Source organism: Lysobacter changpingensis (assembly GCF_017308985.1).
Classification (GTDB): Bacteria; Pseudomonadota; Gammaproteobacteria; order Xanthomonadales; family Xanthomonadaceae; genus Lysobacter_J; species Lysobacter_J changpingensis.
Map to the genome: position 1 here is coordinate 281678 of NZ_JADWPE010000003.1, position 19105 is coordinate 300782.

General features: G+C 70.3%; 23 protein-coding genes. 8 read left to right on the forward strand and 15 right to left on the reverse strand.

Translation table 11 applies throughout. The features are described from left to right. Positions 1–2: 2 nt before the first annotated feature. From I4U41_RS08095 to I4U41_RS08105, 3 genes are all read right to left on the reverse strand, one after another. Positions 3–299, reverse strand: a complete 297-nt coding sequence (locus tag I4U41_RS08095; protein ID WP_206860647.1) for a hypothetical protein — start codon at positions 297–299, stop codon at positions 3–5. Between the two features lie 432 nt (positions 300–731). Next, positions 732–1019, reverse strand: a complete 288-nt coding sequence (locus tag I4U41_RS08100; RefSeq protein ID WP_320415156.1) for a hypothetical protein — start codon at positions 1017–1019, stop codon at positions 732–734. Between the two features lie 34 nt (positions 1020–1053). Further along, complete coding sequence (locus tag I4U41_RS08105; protein ID WP_206860649.1) at positions 1054–1581, reverse strand: phage baseplate assembly protein V; 528 nt, start codon at positions 1579–1581, stop codon at positions 1054–1056. 142 nt (positions 1582–1723) lie between these two features. Between I4U41_RS08105 and I4U41_RS08110 the strand changes: the two genes are divergently transcribed. The 4 genes from I4U41_RS08110 (at position 1724) to I4U41_RS08125 (ending at position 4111) form a co-directional block, all read left to right on the forward strand. After that, positions 1724–2131, forward strand: a complete 408-nt coding sequence (locus I4U41_RS08110; protein WP_206860650.1) for an ArsR/SmtB family transcription factor — start codon at positions 1724–1726, stop codon at positions 2129–2131. Continuing rightward, positions 2128–3135 (forward strand): SRPBCC domain-containing protein, encoded by a 1008-nt coding sequence (locus I4U41_RS08115; protein ID WP_206860651.1) that lies wholly within the window; start codon positions 2128–2130, stop codon positions 3133–3135. Before I4U41_RS08110 ends, I4U41_RS08115 begins: the two co-directional genes overlap by 4 nt. A 78-nt stretch (positions 3136–3213) precedes the next feature. Next, positions 3214–3609, forward strand: coding sequence for a VOC family protein (locus I4U41_RS08120; protein ID WP_206860652.1), 396 nt, complete (start codon positions 3214–3216; stop codon positions 3607–3609). Positions 3610–3658: 49 nt separating this feature from the next. Then, entirely contained in the window at positions 3659–4111 is a 453-nt protein-coding gene (locus I4U41_RS08125) for an FKBP-type peptidyl-prolyl cis-trans isomerase (RefSeq protein WP_206860653.1), read from the forward strand. A 10-nt stretch (positions 4112–4121) separates the two neighbouring features. Here I4U41_RS08125 and I4U41_RS08130 read toward each other — a convergent pair whose 3' ends face one another. Beyond that, positions 4122–5123: an LLM class flavin-dependent oxidoreductase gene (locus I4U41_RS08130; protein ID WP_242525098.1), complete on the reverse strand. Its 1002-nt coding sequence runs from the start codon at positions 5121–5123 to the stop codon at positions 4122–4124. A 119-nt stretch (positions 5124–5242) separates the two neighbouring features. After that, a complete protein-coding gene (locus tag I4U41_RS08135; protein WP_206860654.1) occupies positions 5243–5698 on the reverse strand; it encodes a hypothetical protein in 456 nt (151 codons plus the stop codon). Positions 5699–5780: 82 nt separating this feature from the next. Here I4U41_RS08135 and chrA point away from each other — a divergent pair, with 82 nt between their 5' ends. Continuing rightward, entirely contained in the window at positions 5781–6998 is a 1218-nt protein-coding gene (chrA, locus tag I4U41_RS08140) for a chromate efflux transporter (protein WP_206860655.1), read from the forward strand. A gap of 22 nt (positions 6999–7020) precedes the next feature. Here the strand turns inward: chrA and I4U41_RS08145 are convergent, their stop codons facing one another. Further along, a complete protein-coding gene (locus I4U41_RS08145) occupies positions 7021–8622 on the reverse strand; it encodes a serine hydrolase (protein ID WP_206860656.1) in 1602 nt (533 codons plus the stop codon). A 281-nt stretch (positions 8623–8903) separates the two neighbouring features. On the opposite strand from I4U41_RS08145, the gene I4U41_RS08150 reads away from it, so the two are divergent. Then, positions 8904–10154, forward strand: a complete 1251-nt coding sequence (locus I4U41_RS08150; RefSeq protein WP_206860657.1) for a TIGR03862 family flavoprotein — start codon at positions 8904–8906, stop codon at positions 10152–10154. Positions 10155–10327: 173 nt separating this feature from the next. Here I4U41_RS08150 and I4U41_RS08155 read toward each other — a convergent pair whose 3' ends face one another. From I4U41_RS08155 to soxR, 6 genes are all read right to left on the reverse strand, one after another. Next, positions 10328–10996: a hypothetical protein gene (locus I4U41_RS08155; protein ID WP_206860658.1), complete on the reverse strand. Its 669-nt coding sequence runs from the start codon at positions 10994–10996 to the stop codon at positions 10328–10330. A gap of 52 nt (positions 10997–11048) precedes the next feature. Further along, entirely contained in the window at positions 11049–11789 is a 741-nt protein-coding gene (locus I4U41_RS08160) for a sulfurtransferase (RefSeq protein ID WP_206860659.1), read from the reverse strand. 53 nt (positions 11790–11842) lie between these two features. Next, on the reverse strand, positions 11843–12496 hold the full coding sequence (locus I4U41_RS08165) for a DUF998 domain-containing protein (protein WP_206860660.1): 654 nt from the start codon (positions 12494–12496) through the stop codon (positions 11843–11845). Then, positions 12496–13005 (reverse strand): DUF1993 domain-containing protein, encoded by a 510-nt coding sequence (locus tag I4U41_RS08170; RefSeq protein ID WP_206860661.1) that lies wholly within the window; start codon positions 13003–13005, stop codon positions 12496–12498. Before I4U41_RS08170 ends, I4U41_RS08165 begins: the two co-directional genes overlap by 1 nt. A gap of 63 nt (positions 13006–13068) precedes the next feature. Further along, positions 13069–14262 (reverse strand): glycosyltransferase, encoded by a 1194-nt coding sequence (locus I4U41_RS08175; RefSeq protein ID WP_206860662.1) that lies wholly within the window; start codon positions 14260–14262, stop codon positions 13069–13071. Positions 14263–14407: 145 nt separating this feature from the next. Beyond that, positions 14408–14863 carry a redox-sensitive transcriptional activator SoxR gene (soxR, locus tag I4U41_RS08180; RefSeq protein WP_206860663.1) on the reverse strand — a complete coding sequence of 152 codons (456 nt, stop codon included), beginning with the start codon at positions 14861–14863 and terminating at the stop codon, positions 14408–14410. A 62-nt stretch (positions 14864–14925) separates the two neighbouring features. Here soxR and I4U41_RS08185 point away from each other — a divergent pair, with 62 nt between their 5' ends. After that, entirely contained in the window at positions 14926–15921 is a 996-nt protein-coding gene (locus I4U41_RS08185) for an NADP-dependent oxidoreductase (RefSeq protein ID WP_206860664.1), read from the forward strand. A gap of 35 nt (positions 15922–15956) precedes the next feature. Then, the gene (locus tag I4U41_RS08190) at positions 15957–17351 is read left to right on the forward strand and encodes an MFS transporter (protein WP_206861585.1); all 1395 of its coding nucleotides are present in this window, start codon (positions 15957–15959) and stop codon (positions 17349–17351) included. Here I4U41_RS08190 and I4U41_RS08195 read toward each other — a convergent pair. From I4U41_RS08195 to I4U41_RS08205, 3 genes are all read right to left on the reverse strand, one after another. Beyond that, positions 17348–17557 carry a hypothetical protein gene (locus I4U41_RS08195; protein ID WP_206860665.1) on the reverse strand — a complete coding sequence of 70 codons (210 nt, stop codon included), beginning with the start codon at positions 17555–17557 and terminating at the stop codon, positions 17348–17350. The genes I4U41_RS08190 and I4U41_RS08195 overlap by 4 nt on opposite strands. Before the next feature lie 95 nt (positions 17558–17652). After that, positions 17653–18027 carry a DUF4019 domain-containing protein gene (locus I4U41_RS08200; RefSeq protein WP_206860666.1) on the reverse strand — a complete coding sequence of 125 codons (375 nt, stop codon included), beginning with the start codon at positions 18025–18027 and terminating at the stop codon, positions 17653–17655. Between the two features lie 80 nt (positions 18028–18107). Further along, positions 18108–19037: an AraC family transcriptional regulator gene (locus tag I4U41_RS08205; RefSeq protein ID WP_242525099.1), complete on the reverse strand. Its 930-nt coding sequence runs from the start codon at positions 19035–19037 to the stop codon at positions 18108–18110. Between the last annotated feature and the right edge of the window lie 68 nt (positions 19038–19105).

A 19105-nucleotide genomic window follows, 5' to 3' on the forward strand; every position in this document is an offset into this window, starting at 1 on the left:
CCTCATCGGCATGCCCTTCGCACCTGCTCGTCCAGACGGCTGAGCAGGTCGTAGGTGCGCTTGAGACCGACGCGTTCGAGCGTGCTGTCGCGGTTCGCTTTCGCCGCTTCGCACGCGGACGGCCTGGACGCGGTGCGGATGCTGCTCGCGCTGCCGTTGCTTCGCATGCGCGTGCCGGCACGTCTGGACGCGACGCCGGGGCTGCTGCTGTCACGCTCCCGCTTCGGCGCCGCCGCATTCGACGGTTCGGCAGGCGGGTGCGGGTCGATGGGCGCTTCCCACCGGGCCGCTTCGCGCAAGGGATCCTCGCATGGCGAGTCCTGGTAAGTCGTCGCGCCTCCGGGTGCGATGCATTTGTGCACGTTCTGCGACGCTGCGGCTGTGCGCGGCAACAGCGCGCACAGCAGTACGGATAGCAGCCACCATCGCCGATGCATTCGCTTCCCCGCATGTTTCGGAACCGGGACAGGCTAGGAGCGAACGCAAGGATCGCGTGTACGGGAACACGCCAGCGGCGCGGGAAACGTGCCGCGAGCTCATGTCGGAATTCGCCGCGTCGTCAGCGGGCAGGACTTCGCCCGCTTCGCAGGATTTCCGCACATGACGGTCGGGCAATTCCGCCGGGCCGAAGAGGCTCGCGACGAGCTCAGCACCTCAAGCGGTGCCGCAGCGATTCGCCGACGGACATCGTGACGCACTCTCGAACGGCAACCCAGGGGGAACGGCGAGCCCTACACCGCATTCACCCGCGTCTGGCACTCCAGCACCAGCATCGCCGCGCCATTGGGGACGCACATCGACGGACTGCTGTCGAGCACGAGCGCCCGTCCGCCGGCGAACACGCGCGTGCTGCCATGCAGCCACTGGCCGCCCGTGCAGCGCAGCGCTTCGGCCGGTGCGGGCAGGTTGCAATGGGCGATCTGGTAGGGTGCGGCCACCGTCACCACGGGATGGCCCGACAGCGTGACGCGCGAGTAAGGCACGGTCGGCACCGCGGGGCCGCCGTGGGAGCAGGTCACGCTCGCGCCCAGATGGAGGATCAGGCCCGGCACGTCACACCACCGTCAGCGCGCCGTCGTTGATGGTGACCATCGAGCCGGCCAGCACGATGCTCGCGCCGCGTCCGTTGCTGATGGTGATGCCGGCGTCGTTCACCGCGAGCGATGCGCCGCTCTGCGAACGCAGCAGCACGCCGCCGTCGGGCCCGGGGAGATCGGACACGGTCAGCGCATTGCGTCCCGGCGTCTGCAGCACCAGCGCCGGCGCGACCGCGTGCCCGGCCTGCGCCAGCGATGGCAGTTCGGCGGCGTCGACCCAGTAACCGCCGACCCAGATCGGCAGTTCGGCGTCGCCCTGCTCGAATTCCACCCACACCGGCGCGCCCACCGGCGGCAGCAGGAACAGTCCGCTCTGGTGGCCGGCCACCGGCACGCACGGCATCGCCCAGCGCCCGTCGCCGTCGAACACCTGCGGAACCTGCACCAGCACGCGCCCCAGTTGCAGGGGATCGATGTTGTCCATCACCACGCCGCGGTGCTTGCCGAAATGGCGTTGCGGCGCGGGCTTGCTCGTCTGCGGCATCGTCGGTTCCCTGGGCCAGGCCCCTCTGGATTTCGAACGTGAACGGCCACCGCCGCAGGCCACGATCCGGCCGGCGCGCCGCTCGTCGGAACATTCAACCTGATGGTTGACAATCGGCACCGCGATGTCGATATTCAACCACATGGTTGAATCACACTCCGATCGCCTCGACGCGGTGTTCCGCGCCCTCGCCGACCCCACCCGCCGCGCGATGGTGCGCGATCTCTCGCACCGGCCGCGCAGCGTGGGCGAGCTCGCGCAGCCGTTCGAGATCTCGCTGGCCGCCGCGTCCAAGCACATCAAGGTGCTCGAAGGCGCGGGCCTGGTGCAGCGCGAGGTGCAGGGCCGCACGCACGTGTGCCGGCTCGACGCGCGCCCGCTGCATGCCGGCATGGAATGGATGCGTCATTACGAGCGGTTCTGGAACCAGCGCCTGGACGCGCTCGAATCGCTGCTGCGGGCCGAGGATCGCGAGAACGCCGCGCGCGGGAAGCCGCCGCGGAAGGCCGCGACGATCAAGCCCGGCCGCCCGGACCGGAGCAGGCGATGAGTTCCGTCGCCGTGCGCGTGAACCGTCGTTTCGAGGCATCCGCCGAGCGCGTGTTCGACGCGTGGCTCGATCCGGCCACGCTCGGCCGCTGGCTGTACGCGACGCAGGGCGGACAGATGCTACGCATGGACGTCGATCCGCGCGTCGGCGGCGCATACGCGATCGTCGAACGTCGTCCGGATGGCGATGCCGCGCATTACGGCCGCTATCTCGAGATCGATCGCCCGCGCCGGCTGGTGCTGACGCTCGCGCTCGATCCGCAGGCACGGGGCGACCGCATCACCGTGGACATCGAACCCGACGGGGACGGCTGCCGGCTCACCCTCACCCACGAAATGGCGCCCGAATACGCGCCCTACGCCGATCGCACCGAACGGGGCTGGACCACGATCCTCGCCTCGCTCGCGCGCCATCTCGAACACCCGTTCTCGAACACCCGTTCCCCACGCGAAGGAGCAGCACCCATGAACGACTTCGGCATCGTCACCGCGCCCGACACCCTGCGCATCGAACGCCTGCTACCCGGCCCGATCGAGCGCGTATGGGCCTACCTCACCGAATCGGAGAAACGCGGCACCTGGCTCGCGCGCGGCGAAATGGACCTGCGTCCCGGCGGCGCGGTCGAGCTGGTCTTCCACAACGACCGCCTGACCGAGAACGATGCCGCGCCACCGCCGAAGTACGCGAAATACGGTGGGGAAATCCAGTCGCATGGGCACGTGATCGAATGCGATCCGCCGCGCCTGCTGGTGTTCACCTGGGGCGAGGACAACGGCAGCGATTCGCGCGTGCGCATGGAACTCACGCCACGCGGCGACGAAGTGCAGCTGGTGCTCACGCACAGCCGCCTGGCCAGCCGCGAAGGCATGGTCGATGTCGCCGGTGGCTGGCACACGCACCTGGGCATCCTGGCCGACCGCCTTGCGGGACGCACGCCGGCGGGCTTCTGGGCCACGCTCGGACCGGTGAATGCCGAGTACGAGAAGCGCATTCCGGCGACGTGAGCATGACGCTCCGATGCGGCGCGATAGTGCGTCGCATCGGAGTGCCCGTTCTTCCAACACGGCACGGAGTACCCACGCATGCAGATCCGACTGACCAGCGTACTGGTGGACGACCAGGCGCACGCGCTCGATTTCTACACGCGCGTGCTCGGCTTCCAGCTCGACAAGGACATGCCGGCCGGTGGCGCGCGCTGGCTGACGGTGACCTCGCCCGAAGGCGCGGCCGGCGTCGAGCTGCTGCTGGAACCCAACGGCATGGACTTCGCGCGCGAATTCCAGCGCCAGCTGTACGAACGCGGGATTCCGGCGACGGCGTTCTTCAGCGCCGACATCCAGGCCGAGTACGAACGGCTGGTCGAACGCGGCGTGCGCTTCAAGGCGCCACCGGCGGAGATGGGGCCGGCGATCGTGGCGCAGTTCGACGATACGTGCGGAAACTGGATCCAGCTGGTGCAGGTGCCCGCGGGCGATTGAAGGCGGCGCGCCACATGACGAACGCGCGCGACTCCCCTACCCTGCGCGCATGACGACCTTCCAGCGCATCCGCAACACCGTCGCCGCGCTCGCCGCGTTGACCCTGCTCGCCGCCTGCGCCGATCCCGGCCCGCCGCCGGGCGGCGTGGTTCCGAAGTTCGAAATCGTCGACCAGCAGGTCGGCACCGGCGCGGAAGCGAAACCGGGAATGGACGTCACCGTCCACTACACCGGCTGGAACTACGACAAGCGCAAGCCCGACGGACGCGGCGAGAAGTTCGACAGCTCCCGCGACCGCAGCGAGCCCTTCACCTTCCTGCTCGGCGCCGGCCGCGTCATCCGCGGCTGGGACGAAGGCGTGGCCGGCATGCGCGTGGGCGGCAAGCGCGTGCTGATGATTCCGGCCGAATACGGCTACGGCCGCAAGGGCGCGGGCGGTGTGATTCCGCCCAATGGCTCGCTGGTGTTCGAAGTGGAACTGCTCCAGGTGCGCCCGCACTGAGCGCGGCGTGTCACGCCAGCGAGCGGCACGCCTGCGCGGCGATCTCGAACGAGCGCACGCGCGCGGCGTGGTCGAACACGTTCGCGGTGATCAGCAGTTCGTCGGGCTTGTGACGTTCGACGAAGGCATCGATACCCTCGCGCACCGCCGCCTCGTCGCCGACCACCGAACACGCCAGCGCCTGCTCCACGCCGCTTTTCTCCAGCGGCGTCCAGTAGGCTTCGATGTCGTCGATCGGCGCCGGGATCAATCCCGGACGGCCGCGACGCAGATTGACGAACGCCTGCTGCAGGGTGGTGAACAGACGCCGCGCCTGCGCGCCGCTTTCCGCGGCGACGACGTTGAGCGCCAGCATCGTGTGCGGCTGCTGCAATCGCTTGGACGGCTTGAACTCGCGGCGGTACATCGTGAGCGCGTGCTCCATCGCATCGGGCGCGAAGTGCGACGCGAACGCGAACGGCAGTCCGAGTTGTGCGGCCAGCCGCGCCGAGAACAGGCTGGACCCCAGCAGCCACACCGGCACGTCGAGCCCCGCGCCGGGGACCGCGCGCACGGCCTGGCCGGGTTGCACCGGTTCGAAGTAATGCAGCAGTTCCACCACGTCCTGCGCGAACATGTCGGCCGCTTCGAAATAACGTCGCAGCGCGTGCGCGGTGGCGTGGTCGGTGCCGGGCGCGCGGCCCAGGCCCAGGTCAATGCGCCCCGGATACAGCGACGCCAGCGTGCCGAACTGCTCGGCCACCTGCAGCGGCGCATGGTTGGGCAGCATGATGCCGCCGGCGCCGACGCGGATCGTCTTCGTGCCGCAGGCGACGTGGCTGATCAGCACCGACGTGGCCGCGCTCGCGATGCCGGGCATGTTGTGGTGCTCGGCCAGCCAGTAACGGTGGAAGCCCAGGCGTTCGGCATGACGCGCCAGATCGAGGGTGTTGGCGAAGGCCTGCGCGGCGTCGCCGCCTTCGGTGATCGGGGCCAGGTCGAGTACGGAAACCCTCATTGAAGCTTGGAACATCAGGCGCTCCTTGGCGGTGAGCCTTCGTTCTGGGGACGGACGCCCGCCGGTTCCAGCCGTCCGGCGTTCCATCACGAGACCTTCAGCATTGCACGGGGCGGTGCACCGGCGCGTGAGTCCTACCAGAGGTCGAACACGACGCCCTCACGCTCGTTGTCCCAGACGGTGCTGAAGACCCACCAGCGGCCGTGCTCGAAACACAGCTGGATGCTGTTGGCGCCGCGCTTGATCACCGGTGAATCCGGCGCTTCGCGCGCCTCGTAGCGGCTCCACACGTGCGCGACCTGGCCGAAGCGCTCCACGCGCTGGTCGATCTCAACTTCGTAGAAGCCGTTCGCGGCGAAGTACGGCGCGACGTCGTCGATGTAGTCCTCCACGTCGAACACCACCGCACGCGTGCCGCCGTCCGCTTCGACGACCGTGCGCAGGCTGCGCGCCCGCGGATGCTGGAGGAAGCGGAAGCGCGCCCAGTCGCGCGGCGCGCCGGCCGGGCCGGAGATGCATTCGTAGATCGCACGGACGATCGTCGGGATGTCCTGCGTGTCCTGCCACCACTGCGGGTTCGTCGCCTGCATGGCCCTGCTCCTTCGTCTGCGGTGCGCATGATGGTGGCGCCGGTGTCGACGAAGTGGAAGGTCCACGCGGCATACTCCGACGGTGCCTTCCACCGGACCCCGAACCATCGAGACGTCGCCTGCCCTGGAGGTGTTCCGGGTGTTCCTGCGGCTGGGCCTGACCTCGTTCGGCGGGCCGATCGCGCACCTGGGCTATTTCCGCGAGGAATTCGTCGCCCGTCGCGGCTGGCTGGACGATGCCCGCTATGCGCAGCTGCTGGCGATCTGCCAGTTCCTGCCCGGCCCGGCGAGCAGCCAGATGGGGTTCGCGATCGGCCTGCTGCGCGCGGGCTGGCGCGGGGCGCTAGCGGCGTTCGCGGGTTTCACCCTGCCTTCGGCGTTGCTGATGTTCGGCTTCGCGTCGGTGTCGGCGCGACTGGATCGCGGGCCCGGCGCCGCGCTGGTGCACGGGTTGAAGCTGGTCGCGGTGGCGGTGGTGGCGCACGGCCTGCTCGGCATGGCGCGGCAGATGACGCCCGACCTGCGGCGCGCGGCGATCGCCGCGATCGCCTGCCTGTGCGTGCTGTGGCTGGGGACGGCCTGGTCGCAGCTGGCGGCGATCGCCTTGGGCGCCGTGCTCGGCGCGATGCTGTGCGCGCGGACCGTGGCCTCGCCGGCATCGCCGGACGCATTGCCGGTCCGGTACGGGCACGGCGTCGCGCTGGCATGGCTGGGGGTGTTCGCCAGCCTGTTGGCCGCCGCGCTGGCGTGGCCGCCGCGCGAGCCCGGTGCCGGCGCGATGGCCGCCGCGTTCTACCGCGCCGGCGCGCTGGTGTTCGGCGGCGGCCATGTGGTGCTGCCGCTGCTGCAGGAATCGCTGGTCGATACCGGCTGGATCCCGTCCGGCACCTTCCTCGCCGGCTACGGCGCGGCGCAGGCCGTGCCCGGGCCGATGTTCTCGATCGCCGCCTACCTCGGCGCCGCGACGCCGACCGGCTGGCCCGTGCCGGCATCGGCGACGCTGGCGCTGATGGCGGTGTTCCTGCCGGGTTTCCTGCTGCTCGCCGCGACGCTACCGTTCTGGCGGCGCGTGCAGGCGGTGCGCGGGGCGGCGCCGATGCTGGCGGGCGTGAACGCCGCCGTCGTCGGCCTGCTCGCGGCGGCGCTCTACGATCCGGTGTGGACGCAGGGCATCGCGACGTGGCGCGACGTCGCGATCGTGCTCGTCGCCTTCGCGATGCTGCTGCGCTGGCGCGCGGGCGCGCCGTGGGTGGTGGCGTGGTGCGTGGGCGCGTCGATGGCGCTGCACCTGCTGGGCTGATCGCCGCCCTCACCCGGGCCCGTCAGGATTCGCTCTTCTCCTCGACCGGCATCAGGCGCAGGTCCTGGAAATCGAAGCTGAAATCCGTGAGCGGCGAGATCGCTTCCATCCGTCCTTCGCGCACCTTGCCATCGGCGTCGAGCGAGAAGGTCACGAACGCATCCGCGTTGAGCCAGCGCTCGTCCCAGCGCACCACGAAGGTGTCGTGCTGCCACGGTTCCATCCGGCCGACCAGGTCCGGCGTGCGCGAGAAACGCATCACCAGGCCGTCCTTGCCCTGCTCGACCACGATGTCGCCGTACCACGGATCGCGATACGTGCGCGCGTACGCCGACAACGGACGCGACGGCGGCGCATCGGCGGCGCGCGCCTCGACGTGCTTGCGCCAGTCCTCGGCGGCCTTGTCCTTCGACTTCGCCAGCGCGGCGGCGTAGGCGGCGGTCCAGTCGGTGCGCGGCGCATCGAGGTAGGCGTCGAGCGCGCGCATCGTCACCGCGTTGAACGCGCCGCCGACCTCGGCATTGGTCAGCACGATCACGCCCAGCTTCTGCTGCGGCACCAGCGTCACGCGCGAGACCATGCCCGGCCAGCCGCCGGTGTGCGAGACGAGCTTGCGACCGCGGTAATCCGACAGCTGCCAGCCTTCGCCGTAGCCCAGGAAACTCGGCTTCGCCGCTTCGAGTTCCGGCACGGCGGGCTTCGGAATCGCGATCGGCGTGATCACCGACCACATCTCGTCCTGGCGCTTCTGGCTGAACAACCGCTGCTGCGTGCCCTTCGCATCGGTGTACGTGCCGCCGGCGAGCTGCATGTTCATCCAGCGGCTCATGTCGTGCACGCTCGAATAGATCCCGCCGGCGCCGGACACGTTGTGCCACGACATGCGGGGCGCCGGTTGCAGGTCCTTGAAATCGGCCTTCGCGTGGCCGGTGGCGACGTTGTCGCGCGGGCGCAGCGCATCGGAATTGAAACGCGTGTCGCGCATGCCCAGCGGCGCGAAGATGCGCTGCTGCAGGAACTGCGCGTAGCTCATGCCGCCGGCCTGCTCTATCACCAGCTGCGCCACGCCGTACAGGATGTTGTCGTAGGCGTACTGTCCACGGAAGCTGCCGGTGAGCGGCACGTCCTTCAGGCGGCGCGCGACGTCCTCCGTGGTGTAGTCCGTGCCCGGCCAGTACAGCAGGTCGCCGGCACCCAGCCCCAGACCGCTGCGGTGCGCGAGCAGGTCGCGCACGCGCATTTCCCGGGTGACGTAGGCGTCGGACATGCGGAACCACGGCAGGTGGTCGATCACGCGGTCGTCCAGGCTCAGCTTTCCGTCGTCGGCGAGGATCGACAGCGAGGCCGCGGTGAACGCCTTGGTGTTGGAGGCGATGGCGAACAGCGTCTTCGGATCGACCGGCGCCGGCTTGCCCATCTCGCGCACGCCGAAGCCGCGTTCGAGCACGACCTGCCCGTCCTTCACGATCGCCACCGCGATGCCCGGGACGTCGAACTGCTTGCGCACGCCCTCGACGTAGGCGTCGAAGTCCTGCAGTTGCGGCGGCAGTGCGGCGTCGTCGGCGTGCGCGGCGCCCGCCGCGAGGAGGAGCGCCAGGGCGGCGGGAACGGTGCGGCGATGCATGGGCGGAGCGGTTCCTGTGGCGGAGCGCTCGAAGATACCTGCTTTGCCGGGCCGGGGATTGCACTGAAGTTGCCGGAACCTGCCCGCCCTCAGGGCGTGGAAGCCCCTCTACCAGCGGCGACCGAAGGGAGTGCAGAGCTGAGGGGGAGTTCGAGTGAGGGGCAACGAAGCGACGGGAAACCAGACCTTCCTGCACTACCGCGCTGCGGGTTTGGATGAATCGCAGCGCCCGGATAACCCCACCGCCGCATAATGTCGCCCCCTCTCCACCCCACCCGCGCATGCCCACTCCCCCGCAGCTCCACACGCGCCTGGCCATCGTCGGCGGCGGCCCCGCCGGACTGATGGCCGCCGAGGTCGCGCGCGCGGCCGGCGTCGAGGTGGACCTGTTCGAGGCGAAGGGCTCGGTCGGGCGCAAGTTCCTGATCGCCGGCAAGGGCGGGCTCAACCTCACCCATGGCGAACCGCGCCCGGCGTTCGACCAGCGCTACGGCGCACGCGCACGCGAGGTCGGCGCCTGGCTCGACGATTTCGATGCGGACGCGCTGCGCGAATGGGCGCGCGGGTTCGGCATCGACACCTACATCGGCACGTCGGGCCGCGTCTTCCCGACCGATCGCAAGGCCGCGCCGCTGCTGCGCGGCTGGGTCCGGCGCCTGCGCGAGGACGGCGTGCGCTTCCACGTGCAGCACCGCTGGCTCGGATGGCGCGAGGACGGCGCGCTGCGTTTCGCGACGCTCGAGGGCGAGACGATCGTGAGCGCGGATGCGACGGTGCTGGCGCTCGGTGGCGGCAGCTGGCCGGAGCTCGGTTCCGATGGCGCGTGGGTGTCGGCCTTGCAATCGCGTGGAGTCGATGTCGCGCCGCTGCAGCCGTCGAACTGCGGCTTCGACATCGGCTGGAGCGAACACTTCGCCAGCCGTCACGCCGGTGCGCCGTTGAAGCCGGTGGTCGCGCATTGGCACGACGACGCGGGGACCGCGCACGAGCTGCAGGGCGAATGCGTGGTCACGCAGACCGGCATCGAGGGCAGCCTGGTCTATGCGCTTTCGGCGATGCTGCGCGATGCGATCGCGGCGCGCGGCGAGGTCACGCTGGAGCTGGATCTTGCGCCGGGTCGCGAACTGCATCGCCTGCGCGCCGATCTCGACAAGCCGCGCGGCGGCCGGAGCCTCACCGAACATCTGCGTCGGCATGCGGGCATCATCGGCGTGAAAGCCGCGCTGCTGTACGAGGTGCTGCCGAAGGACGCGATGCACGATATGCAACTGCTGTCGCGCACGATCAAGCGCGTGCCGCTGCGACTGCTGCGCGCCCGGCCGATCGCCGAGGCGATCAGCAGCGCCGGCGGCGTGCGCCTGGAAGCGCTGGATGCCGGCACGCTGATGCTGCGCACGATGCCCGGCGTGTTCTGCGCGGGCGAGATGCTCGACTGGGAAGCGCCGACCGGTGGGTATCTGCTGACGGCGTGTTATGCGAGTGGGGTTCGGGCGGGGCGTGGGGCGGTGGCTTGGTTGGGGGGTCGCGGCTGAGCACGTAACAGCGCCGACGAACGCAAAGGCGACCTTGAGCGCATTGCGTGGGGATCGGCCGCATCACCGCATCGCGCGCCCCGACCCTCACCCCAACCCCTCTCAGCTCTGCACTCCCTTCGGTCGCTGGAGGGAGAGGGGCTCAAGCATCCGCATCCCGACAAGCACACCCCTCAGCGATTGGCGACCTTCTTCCCCTCGCCCTCGCCGCCGCCGGCAATCGGGAAATACTGCGTGCTCGCACACAATTCGACGCCATTGGCGGTCGCGGCCGGAAGGTCCGTGCCCTTCAGGCCGATGAGCTTGAGCGTCTCGCCGGTGGTGTCCTCCACCTTCGCCAGCGCGATGAAGCCGGTGCGGTTGCCGCCGCACAGCGCGTTCGCAGGCGACTGCGTGGGCGGGGTTTCCTCCAGCACGCGGCGCAGTTCGATCGGCTGCGAGGCGTCGACGATCATCGCCTGCGCATACGTGCTGCCCGGCGAATACTGATCGCCGCCGGTCACCAGGGCGACGCGCTCGGTGGTGAAGCTGGCGCCGTTCTCGCCCTTGATCACGGTGTCTTCCAGCGACAGCTTGCCGGTGACCGCCGTCGCAACCGGGTTGCCCGGGTCGAACTCGCCCAGCGCGACCGGCTTGATCATCGGCGGCGCGGCGCGTTCGACCGGCTTGGCGTTGACGTCCGGCTGCGGGTTGGCGGCCGGCGCCGGTGCGGTGATCGCCTCCGGCGGCGCGGTGTTCACCGGCTGGCTGGGCTCGCAGGCCGACAGGCCCGCCACCAGCAGTACCGCCGCCACGCGCGGGGCCGTCCACGTCACGCCGGAATTCGTCATCGCCTTGCTCACAGATCGGGGCTCCTTGCGGCTCGTGGATCCGGTGGGGGATTCCGTGCCGCGATCAGGCGGCGTCGTCCACGAGCGGTTGCAGTTGTGGGTCGAGCGCGACGCGCCCGTCGAACACGAAACAGCGGCCATCGTAATGGCGACCGCCAACCTGCTCAAAGTACCCCAGGATGCCGCCATCGAGCTGCAGCACGTTGTGCATTCCCTCCGCGTGCATCCACAGCGCGGCCTTCTCGCAACGGATGCCGCCGGTGCAGAAGCTCACCACGGTGGACCGACTCAACGCTTCGCGGTGCGGCTCCAGCGCCTCGGGCAGGTCGGTGAAATTGTCGATGGGCAGGGTCAACGCGCCCGTGAAGGTTCCGTAGCCGAACTCCTCGCGATTGCGCGTGTCCAGCATCACCACCGGCCGACCTTCGTCGTCGCTGCCGCGATCGAGCCAGCGCGCCAGGGTCTGCGGATCCACCATCGGCGCGCGGCCATCGGACAACGGCGAGGCGTTGTCACGACGGAAGCTGATGATCTCCGGCTTCACCTTGGTCTTCAGCCGGCCGAACGGCTGGCCCCGGCTGTGGCTGAATTTGACCAGCAGGTCGGCGAAACGCGCGTCTTCGCGCAGGGCATCGAGGAAGCCGTGGATCGCCTCGTCGCGTCCCGCCAGGAACAGGTTGATGCCCTCGCCCGCCACCAGGATCGTGCCGCGCAGGCCGGCGGCGTCGGCGCGCTCGTGCAGGGTCTCCGCCAGTTCGGCGGGACGGTCGATGGGAACGAAGTGGTAGGCGGCGATGTTGAGCATCCGCCTATTGTAAGGTGCGCGCGGTACTTGAAGTTCGCGCCGCAAGTGCTTGATCAGTATGGCTCGTTGGCGGGCGTGCGCCGCAGCCAGTGCGCGGCCAGCACCAGCCACGCGACGATCGCGGCGATCACCGCCTTCTGGCTCAGCCCGCGCGGCAGGTCGCGCCAGAGCGCATGCAGCCACAGCGCGACGAAGCAGAACACCGCCAATCCGAAGGCCAGCGCGAAGTGCCGCCGCCAGCGCGGATCGCGGCGCAGGGCCCAGCTCTGCACCAGCATCCCGACCGTGGTGCCGAGGAACGCCAGCGGGGCGGAGATCGCATGGATCTTCGCGGCCATCGTCAGTGCCGCCGCGCCGCCCCGGTCGGTCTCGGCCCATGCCGTGACGGCCACGCCGATGGCGCCGACGAGGAACAGGCACAACGCCGCGCGACTGCGGCCCGCGCGCGTGGCGGCACCGTAGTAGCCGGCGCCGATCAGGCCCAGGCTCAGCGCGAGACCCAGGTACGCCAGTTGCAGCCACAGCCCGGACGGGCCCAGCAGGTAAAAACTCAAGGTGGCGCGCACGAAGTCCAGGTCCGTGCGCAGGAACTGGACGGCGGTGGCGACCGTCGCGAAGACGATCACCCCGGCCAGCGCCCAGGTTCCGACCGCGCGCGTGCGTTGCGCGGTCAGGCGCGACTCGACGACGGCCGGAACCTCGGACATCAGCGCGCTCCCATGTAGTCCAGCTTGCCGACCGGAACGCCGTTGTGGCGCAGCAGCGCATAGGCGGTGGTCACGTGGAAGAAGAACTGCGGCAGCCCGTACTGCAGCAGGTAGCCGCGGCCGTCGAAGCGGCGCTCCTTCGGCGTGCCGGGACGCAGGACGATCTCGCGCTCGCCGGCGCCTTCGAACAGCAGCGCATCGAGGCCTTCGACGAACGCCAGCGTCTTCGCGATGCGCTGGCGCAGCTCCTCGAAGGTGCGCTCCTCGTCGGGCATCGCCGGCACTTCGACGTCGGCCAGTCGTGCGCTGACGCTCTTGGCGAAATCGCAGGCGATCTGCACCTGCCGCACGAGCGGGAACATGTCGGGGAACAGGCGCGCGTGCAGCAGCACCTCGGGGTCGTATCCCTGCGCCTTCGCGTGCGCCTCGGCCTTGGCCAGCAGGCCTTCGAGCGCGCCGAGCATGTGACGGAACACGGGCACGCTGGTTTCGTGCAGGGACAGGGACATGCGTTTCTTCCGGGTTGGGGATGCGGCGATGGTACACGGGCGGACATCCCGTCCGTCACGCCCTCAGCCCGGCGCGAGCGCGTCGCGTTCCCGCGCCAGCGATTCGTACAGCGCTTCGATCTGGCGCGTCAGCGTCTGCGAACTCCAACGCCGCGCGTCGTTGGGACCGGCCGCCGACAACCGCGCGCGCAATTCGGGCGAACGCAGCAGCTGCGCGACCTGCGCGGCGAAGGCGTCCACGTCCTCCGGTGCGATCAGCGCGCTTTGCGTGTCGCGCAGGACCATCGCCGTCCCCATCACCGCGGTGGAGACGATCGGCACGCCCAGCGCCATCGCCTCGATCAGCACCAGCCCCTGCGTTTCGGTCGGTGAGGCGAACACGAACGCGTCGCCTGCCCGGTACGCATCCAGCAGCGTGGTCCGCCGATCGAGGTTGCCGAAGAAGCGCACGTTCGCCCCGATGCCGAGCTCGCCGGCGAGCTTGCGCAGCCGCGCTTCGTCCGGGCCTTCGCCGGCGATGAGGAACACCAGTTCCGGGAATTCCGTCGTGAGCCCGCGCACCACGCGCAGCAGGAAGGCGATGTTCTTCTCCAGCGACAGCCGGCTGACGGTGACCAGCGCCGGGCGGTCCGGCGCGACGCCGTGCGCTTCGCGGAAACGCGCGCCGTCGCCGCCCTGGAATTCGGAAAGATCGATGCCGGTCGGCAGCACGGTGTGCGGCGTGGCGATGCCGTAGCGGCGCAGCACGTCGACCATCTGCCCGCTGGGCACGATCAGGTGGTCCACGCCACGGCACAGCATCCGCGACGCGGTGCGCGCGACGAAGCGGCCCAGCGCGGTCGGCAGCCATGGCAGGTAATGACCGACGTATTCCTCGAAGTAGGTGTGGTAGGTCTCCACCGTCGGCACGCCGAGTTCGCGCGCGAGCTGCACGCCCATCGAATGCGCGCGGAACGGCGTGTGGATGTGGATGACGTCCCACTCGCGGCCGGCGAGCTGCCGTCGCAATCGGCGCGCGGCGCCGGCGCGCATCAGGCGGTCCTCGGGATCGAAGAAGATCACCCGGGCCGGCACGCGGATCACCTCGAACTCGCCCTGCCCGTCGTGCGGGTCCTGCCCGCTGCCTTCGCCGTAGTCCGGCGCGACGATGGTGACCGCGTGGCCCATCCGCGCCAGCGAACGGGCGAAGGTGCGGATCGAGGTCGAGACCCCGTTCACCCGGGGGAAATACACGTCCGACAGCATCAGCAGGTTCATCGCGTGCCCCCGTCCCGGCGCGTGGGCCGGTTTGGGGGATTGCAGCGAAGGTTTGTTACAGGAACGTCACAGGGCCAGGACGAGTGGGGAGGAACGGGAAACGAGTGAAAGCAGACGCTCACCCTCTCGTTTCTCGTTCATCGCCCTAGGGTCCTTCCGCGTCGCCGTCCTCCCAGCGCCGCGCCCCCGATCCCTGCTCGCCCAGCACATCGCGGGGATTCGCCAGGCGGCAGCGGTCCAGCGACAGGCAGCCGCAGCCGATGCAATCGTCGAGCGTGTCGCGCATGCGGATCAGCTCGCGGATGCGGGCGTCCAGTTCCTCACGCCATGCGCTGGACAGGCGCGACCAGTCGCGGCGCGTGGGCGTGCGCGCTTCGGGCAGGCTCGCCAGTGCGTCGCGGATCGTCGCCAGCGGCATGCCCACGCGCTGGCCCGCGCGGATGATCGCGATCCGCCGCAGCATGTCGCGCCCGTATCGGCGCTGGTTGCCGGCCGTGCGCTGGCTGTGGATCAGGCCCTTGGCCTCGTAGAAATGCAGCGTCGAAACGGCGACTCCGCTGCGCTGGGCGACGTCGCCGACGGTGAGCTCCTCGCAGCGCATGACTTGACCTCAACTTAACTTGAGGTTCTATCCTCACGCCCGTCTTCCTTCCGAGTCAATCCATGGATACCCGCAACGCGCGCGACGGTTACGTCGCCCGGTCGGCGCCCGTGTCGACGATGCAGGCGGTGGTGTTCGACGAATACGGCCCACCCGACGTCCTGCGCCTGGGCGAACGCCCGCTGCCCTCGCCCGGTCCCGGCGAAATCCGCGTGCGCGTGCGCGCGGCCGGCGTGCAGCCGGCCGATTGCGCCACGCGCAGCGGCTGGTTCGCGCAGCGCGGCATCGGCGTCGCGCCGTTCCCGCGCCAGCTCGGCAACGAATTCGCCGGCGTGGTCGATGCGGTCGGCGACGGCGTCGTGTCGCTGATCGCCGGCGACGAAGTGCTTGGCTGGACCAGCGCGAACGCGTACGCCGAAGCCGTCGTCGTCTCCGTCGAACAGGTCGTGCTGAAGCCGGTGATGATGTCGTGGGCCGTGGCCGGCGCGTTGTCGGCGTCGGGTCAGACCGCGCACACGGCGGTGCAGGCGCTGGCGATCCGCGCCGGCGATACCGTGCTGGTGCACGGCGCCGCGGGCGGCGTCGGCACCATCGCGGTGCAACTGGCGCGATTGCGCGGCGCGCGCGTGATCGGCACCGCCAGCCGCGAGAACCACGACCACCTGCGCTCGCTCGGCGCCGAGCCCGTGCTGTACGGCGCGGGCCTGGCCGAACGCGTGCGTGCGCTCGCGCCGGAAGGCGTGCATGCCGCGCTGGACGGCAGCGGGCGCGGCGCGCTGGATGCCTCGATCGAACTGGGCATCGAACCTTCGCGCATCGGCACGCTGGTGGACTTCGAGGACGTGCAGCGCCTGGGCGTGCAGGCGATCCGCAGCCAGCGCAGCCGGGAACGCCTGCAATCGCTGGTCGAACTGCACGACGCCGGGCGCCTGCGCGTGCACGTGCGCGACATCTATCCCCTCGCCTACGCGGCGGTGGCGCATCGCGACGTGGAAAACGGCCACGGTCGTGGCAAGGTCGTGCTGATGGTCTACGAGGAAAAGGGATTCGCACTGTGACGGAAGGACGCCAGGACGACGCCGCGCCGACGCCGCTGACCGATGCCGCATCGATCGAAGACGCGCCGCCGCCCGCACCGGCGCCGGTAAGCCTCTTCGCCCGGCCGTATCGCGCCACGACCATCGGCGCGGTCGTGCTGGTCGCGCTGTACGCGTTCGAGGCGCTCGCGGTCGCCACCGCGATGCCGACCGTCGCGCAGGCGCTGGACGGCCTGCCGCTGTATGCGCTGGCCTTCGGCGGCACGCTCGCGTCCTCGGTCGTGGGCATGGTCGCGTGCGGACGCTGGGCCGACCGGCGCGGGCCGGCGCCGCCGCTGCGGCACGGCATCGTGTGGTTCTCGCTGGGACTGCTGATCGCGGGCCTGGCGCCGTCCATGGCGGTGCTGCTGCTCGGCCGCATCGTGCAGGGATTCGGCGGCGGGCTGATGTCGGTGGCGCTGTACGTGGCGGTCGGACGCGTGTATCCACCGTCGATGCATCCGCGCATCTTCGCGTCGTTCGCCGCCGCGTGGGTCGTGCCCGCGGTGGTCGGGCCGACCATCGCCGGCGCACTGGTCGAACACCTCGGCTGGCGCTGGGCGTTCCTGTCGGTGCCGTTGCTGGCGGTGGCCGCCGCCGCGTGCGTGCTGCCCGCGCTGCGCGGGCTGGGCGCCGCGGACGGCACGGCGCACGAGGACGACGGCCTGCCGCCGCATCGTCTCGCATGGGCGGTCGGCGCGGCGCTGAGCGCGCTCGCGCTGCACTACGCCGGCCAGCTGCATCACGGTGGCGGCGTGGCGATGCTGGCGATCGCCGCGATCGGGCTGCTGGTCTGCGCGTGGCACCTGTTGCCGCGCGGCACGCTGCGTGCGGCGCGCGGTTTGCCGACGGTGGTGATGATGCGCGGCATCGCATCGGGCGCGTTCTTCGGCACCGAAGTGTTCATCCCGCTGCTGCTCTCGCGCGAACGCGGCCTCTCGCCAACGATGGCCGGCGCGGCGCTCACGCTCGGCGCGCTCGGCTGGTCGTTCGGCTCGTGGTATCGCAGCCGGCCGTCGCAGCCGTTCACGCCGCCTCGGCTGTTGCGCATCGGCATGTCGATGATCGCGCTCGGCATCGCGGGCGTGGCCTGCGCGGTATCGCCCTCGGTGCCGGTGGCGGTGGGCATCGTCGGCTGGATCGCCGCCGGCCTCGGCATGGGCGCGCTGTTCCCGACGCTGTCGGTGCTCACGCTGGAACTCTCGCCGCCGAACCGCCAGGGCGTGAACTCCTCCGCGCTGCACCTGTGCGATGCGCTGTCCACCGCGACGGTGCTGGCGATCGGTGGTTCGGTGTTCGCCGCGCTGCTCACGCGTGCGCCGTCGATGGCGTACCTCGCCGGCTTCGCGATTTCCGCGGCGATCGCGCTGCTCGGCGCGGTGCTGGCCTCGCGCGTGCGGCCGGAGGACTAGTCCTGCTCCGCGGCGCGCGCCCAGCGCCAGCCGGCGACGACGCCCGCGATCGCCACGACGACCGCCACCGTGGTGCCCACGGCGTTCTGCGGGCCGTAGTCGACGATCAGCCACGCGGCGATCGCGGTGAGCGCGAGCGCGACCGCCATGCGCCAGCTCTGCACGACCTGCCCCGCGAATTCCAGCAATTCCACGATCAACGACATCGCTGCGCCCCTGCCGCATGCGCGGCGCCGAATTCCCCGGCGACAGGTTAGCGGCGCGCGCAGCGCGTCGCCAGGACCTGGTTGGCAGGAATGGATCAGGCCGCTGCCGCTTCAGCGGGAAGGACGGCGTATCCGGCCAGGCGCCAGATGCCGTCGGCTTCCTGCTCCAGCGTGACCATTTCCTCGCCGGCCCATGCGGCGAACGCGGACTCGAACGTCAGGCGCAGGTACTGCGGTGCCGCGGGGTCGCGACGCGCGCCCACCCAGTGGCGCGACACCAGCGCGCCCTGCCCTTCGCGGAACGGGCCGATGGCGTCGGCGACTTCCTGCGGCGGGACCAGCCGGCGCGCGCTCTCGGAGGCGCGTTCCCAGATGTCGAGCATCCGGCCCTGGTCGATTTCTTCAAGCAGGCGGAACGCGGCCCTGACCAGGGCCGCCACGTGGGGAACGGCATCGTGGGAAATGTTCATGCCGTGCATGGTTCCCGACGTGCCGACTTTGCTCCATCGGAGCAATCCTATTTGCGCAACCGGCCGGCGCCGGGCCTCGGTCAGGCGATCGGGGCGCGCATCGCCATCACCTCGCGTCGCGGCGGCGCACCGAACAGGCGGCGGTATTCGCGGCTGAACTGCGACGGGCTTTCGTAACCGACGCGATGGCTCGCGGCGGCGGCTTCCATGCCGTCGACCAGCATCAGACGCCGCGCTTCCTGCAGGCGCAGCTGCTTCTGGTACTGCAGCGGCGTCATCGCGGTGGCGGCCTTGAAGCGCTCGTGCAGCGAGGACGCGCTCATGTGCGCGGCGGCGGCGAGCTGCTCGATGCGCAGCGGCTCCTGGTAGCGCTGCTTGATCAGGTCGATGGCGCGTGCGACGCGCTGCGACGGACCTTCGACGTCGCACAGTTCGCGCAGGCGGTCGCCGAGTTCGCCGGTGAGCACGCGGTAATGGATCTCGCGCATCGCCAGCGGGGCGAGCACCGCGGCTTCGTCCGGCGTGTCGAGCAGGCGCACCAGGCGCAGCACGGCGTCGAGCAGCGTGGGGCTGGTCCGCCCGACGAACAACGCGCGCCCGGCGCGCTGCGACGTGCGGCCGGCCGGAATCTGCCGCAGCAGTTCGTTGACCAGCGCGGTGTCGATGTCGATGCGCAGGCACAGGTACGGCGCCTGCGGCGTGGCTTCGAGGATCTGCCCGGTGATCGGCAGCGACATCGACACGACCAGGTAATTGAGCGCGTCGTAGTGGAAGACCTCCTCGCCCAGCAACGCCCGCTTGCTGCCCTGCACCACCACGCACAGGCTGGGGTGGTAGACGCTGGGCAGCGGCTGCGAGGGCTCGCTGGCGCGGATCAGGCCCAGGCCGGGGACGGCGGAATCGTGCAGGCCGTCGCCGGGGATGTTTCGGGCAATCCGGTCGGCGAGCTCGGCCTGCTGGGCCTCCATTCCGTGGGGCGCGGCGATGACGTTGGAAGCATTCGCGTTCATGGGTTTCCGCCTTGCGATGGCACGGGGCGATTATGCGCCGCCGGTGGCGCCCGCCAAGGACGTGGCGC

What these genes read in the sequence shown, in the direction of transcription:
- I4U41_RS08105 (WP_206860649.1), bottom strand. Translation starts at nt 1,581, where the DNA reads ATGCCGCAGACGAGCAAGCCCGCGCCGCAACGCCATTTCGGCAAGCAC.
- I4U41_RS08195 (WP_206860665.1), bottom strand. Translation starts at nt 17,557, where the DNA reads ATGTCGTTGATCGTGGAATTGCTGGAATTCGCGGGGCAGGTCGTGCAG.
- I4U41_RS08110 (WP_206860650.1), top strand. Translation starts at nt 1,724, where the DNA reads ATGGTTGAATCACACTCCGATCGCCTCGACGCGGTGTTCCGCGCCCTC.
- I4U41_RS08185 (WP_206860664.1), top strand. Translation starts at nt 14,926, where the DNA reads ATGGATACCCGCAACGCGCGCGACGGTTACGTCGCCCGGTCGGCGCCC.
- I4U41_RS08170 (WP_206860661.1), bottom strand. Translation starts at nt 13,005, where the DNA reads ATGTCCCTGTCCCTGCACGAAACCAGCGTGCCCGTGTTCCGTCACATG.
- I4U41_RS08120 (WP_206860652.1), top strand. Translation starts at nt 3,214, where the DNA reads ATGCAGATCCGACTGACCAGCGTACTGGTGGACGACCAGGCGCACGCG.
- I4U41_RS08150 (WP_206860657.1), top strand. Translation starts at nt 8,904, where the DNA reads ATGCCCACTCCCCCGCAGCTCCACACGCGCCTGGCCATCGTCGGCGGC.
- soxR (WP_206860663.1), bottom strand. Translation starts at nt 14,863, where the DNA reads ATGCGCTGCGAGGAGCTCACCGTCGGCGACGTCGCCCAGCGCAGCGGA.
- I4U41_RS08125 (WP_206860653.1), top strand. Translation starts at nt 3,659, where the DNA reads ATGACGACCTTCCAGCGCATCCGCAACACCGTCGCCGCGCTCGCCGCG.
- I4U41_RS08205 (WP_242525099.1), bottom strand. Translation starts at nt 19,037, where the DNA reads ATGAACGCGAATGCTTCCAACGTCATCGCCGCGCCCCACGGAATGGAG.
- I4U41_RS08115 (WP_206860651.1), top strand. Translation starts at nt 2,128, where the DNA reads ATGAGTTCCGTCGCCGTGCGCGTGAACCGTCGTTTCGAGGCATCCGCC.
- I4U41_RS08165 (WP_206860660.1), bottom strand. Translation starts at nt 12,496, where the DNA reads ATGTCCGAGGTTCCGGCCGTCGTCGAGTCGCGCCTGACCGCGCAACGC.
- I4U41_RS08135 (WP_206860654.1), bottom strand. Translation starts at nt 5,698, where the DNA reads ATGCAGGCGACGAACCCGCAGTGGTGGCAGGACACGCAGGACATCCCG.
- I4U41_RS08145 (WP_206860656.1), bottom strand. Translation starts at nt 8,622, where the DNA reads ATGCATCGCCGCACCGTTCCCGCCGCCCTGGCGCTCCTCCTCGCGGCG.
- I4U41_RS08130 (WP_242525098.1), bottom strand. Translation starts at nt 5,123, where the DNA reads ATGTTCCAAGCTTCAATGAGGGTTTCCGTACTCGACCTGGCCCCGATC.
- I4U41_RS08175 (WP_206860662.1), bottom strand. Translation starts at nt 14,262, where the DNA reads ATGAACCTGCTGATGCTGTCGGACGTGTATTTCCCCCGGGTGAACGGG.
- I4U41_RS08160 (WP_206860659.1), bottom strand. Translation starts at nt 11,789, where the DNA reads ATGCTCAACATCGCCGCCTACCACTTCGTTCCCATCGACCGTCCCGCC.
- I4U41_RS08200 (WP_206860666.1), bottom strand. Translation starts at nt 18,027, where the DNA reads ATGAACATTTCCCACGATGCCGTTCCCCACGTGGCGGCCCTGGTCAGG.